This window comes from Prevotella sp. C561 (genome assembly GCF_000224595.1).
GTDB classification, from domain to species: domain Bacteria; phylum Bacteroidota; class Bacteroidia; order Bacteroidales; family Bacteroidaceae; genus Prevotella; species Prevotella jejuni.
Map to the genome: position 1 here is coordinate 274,685 of NZ_JH114139.1, position 1,392 is coordinate 276,076.

Here is a 1,392-nt window from a genome sequence, read left to right on the forward strand (position 1 = left end):
AGTGATCACCGAGATACCCCTTAGGTCCTCTTAAGGATTGGAGGGTGGGGTGAACGGTGGTCGGCGATGGGATGAGCGTAGATTGGTGTCGTGATGGCACAAGCATAGGCTTTGTGACTATATATATAATAAGGTATAGGCTTGCAGCTCATGTTCGGATAGTGAACTGATGTGGGTGGATGGCTATATATATAATAAGGTGGATGCATGTTGCTGGGGCCTGTTGTGGGTTGTATCGGCTGTCGCGTCCACTGTAATGAGTTTGCGCCTTAGAGAGGAGTAACGATGAGTCAGGATAATAAATAGATAAGGCGTACTATGGTGTCCTTGTGGGGATTGCAATGAGTAGTACGCCTGTTAACAAAATAAACACATTTATGATTATGGATACATATATGTTTCTAATCCCTGTTGTGGCAATTATTATCATTTGTCTAATGGTGCTCTACGCACGTTATGTGGGTAGAAAGAGTAGGGGACGGTATGCTGCTGCGGCAATGCGCTTTATCGAAAAGGACTATCCAGAGATTGACATACGGGATAAGCGATACCTGTCAACACGTGTCGACTATAACATCATTAGTCGTCATGTGCCTGTGCTCGTGGTCTATAACAGCCATGAACTGCATCTCGTACCTATCCATGCCTTGGCTATCCCGCCTTTCTATAATATCCGACATAATGATCACCATGCGAAGGACATGGTACATCTGTTGATGGACGACGTGAAAGCGATAGTTCTCGACCGCCGTGGACGACTACATATACAGCGGGAAGAGGGTAACGACATCGTCCTCAAAGTGGGCGAAAACAATGTCTTTCACGAAAATCAACACGAGGAGGCAGTGCACTTCTTGGCTACGTTGAAGAAAGCAGCGGATAAGGTGGTGTTGTAAAAGGGGTGGAAACAGGCGTAGATAGTAGCGGCCCCTCCCCCGGCTCCTCCCCCGTAGGGAGGGGAGTGAAATGTGAGGTTACCCCTATTGGGCTGCTAACACGGTTCTTGGTTAGTTCTTTCTCTTATTCTGGAGAGTTTTTCTCTCACGCAGGTTAGTTCTTTCTCTTATTCTGGGGAGTCTTTTCTCTCACAGAACTCACAGATTTGACAGACCCTTTTTGCGCACTGTTTCGAGCTCACAGAACGCCTCCGGCATACAGAATTCACAGAACGTTATAGCTAAAGGTGGCTGTAAGGTTCTGTGATATCGGTTGACTTAATGTCTCTGTGCGCCTTTGTGTGTTCTGTTCATCTGTGTAAATCTGTGAGAAATAGAACGCTCCCACTGTATGATACAACACACAAACAACTCGCTGGGTAGGTTTTTCTCTCACAGAGCTCACAGAGTTAACAGAGCCTTTTTGCGCATAGTTTCGAGCCCATGAGGAGGTGGC

2 protein-coding genes are annotated in these 1,392 nt (G+C 46.6%); one reads left to right on the forward strand and one right to left on the reverse strand.

Annotated elements, in window-relative coordinates:
- The first annotated feature begins 383 nt into the window (after positions 1-383).
- Positions 384-896, forward strand: coding sequence for a hypothetical protein (locus HMPREF0666_RS00860; protein WP_141240422.1), 513 nt, complete (start codon positions 384-386; stop codon positions 894-896).
- Positions 897-1,161: 265 nt separating this feature from the next.
- Here HMPREF0666_RS00860 and HMPREF0666_RS17795 read toward each other — a convergent pair.
- Positions 1,162-1,392 (reverse strand): hypothetical protein (locus HMPREF0666_RS17795; RefSeq protein WP_009010385.1); only part of this gene is annotated, 231 nt, incomplete at its 5' end.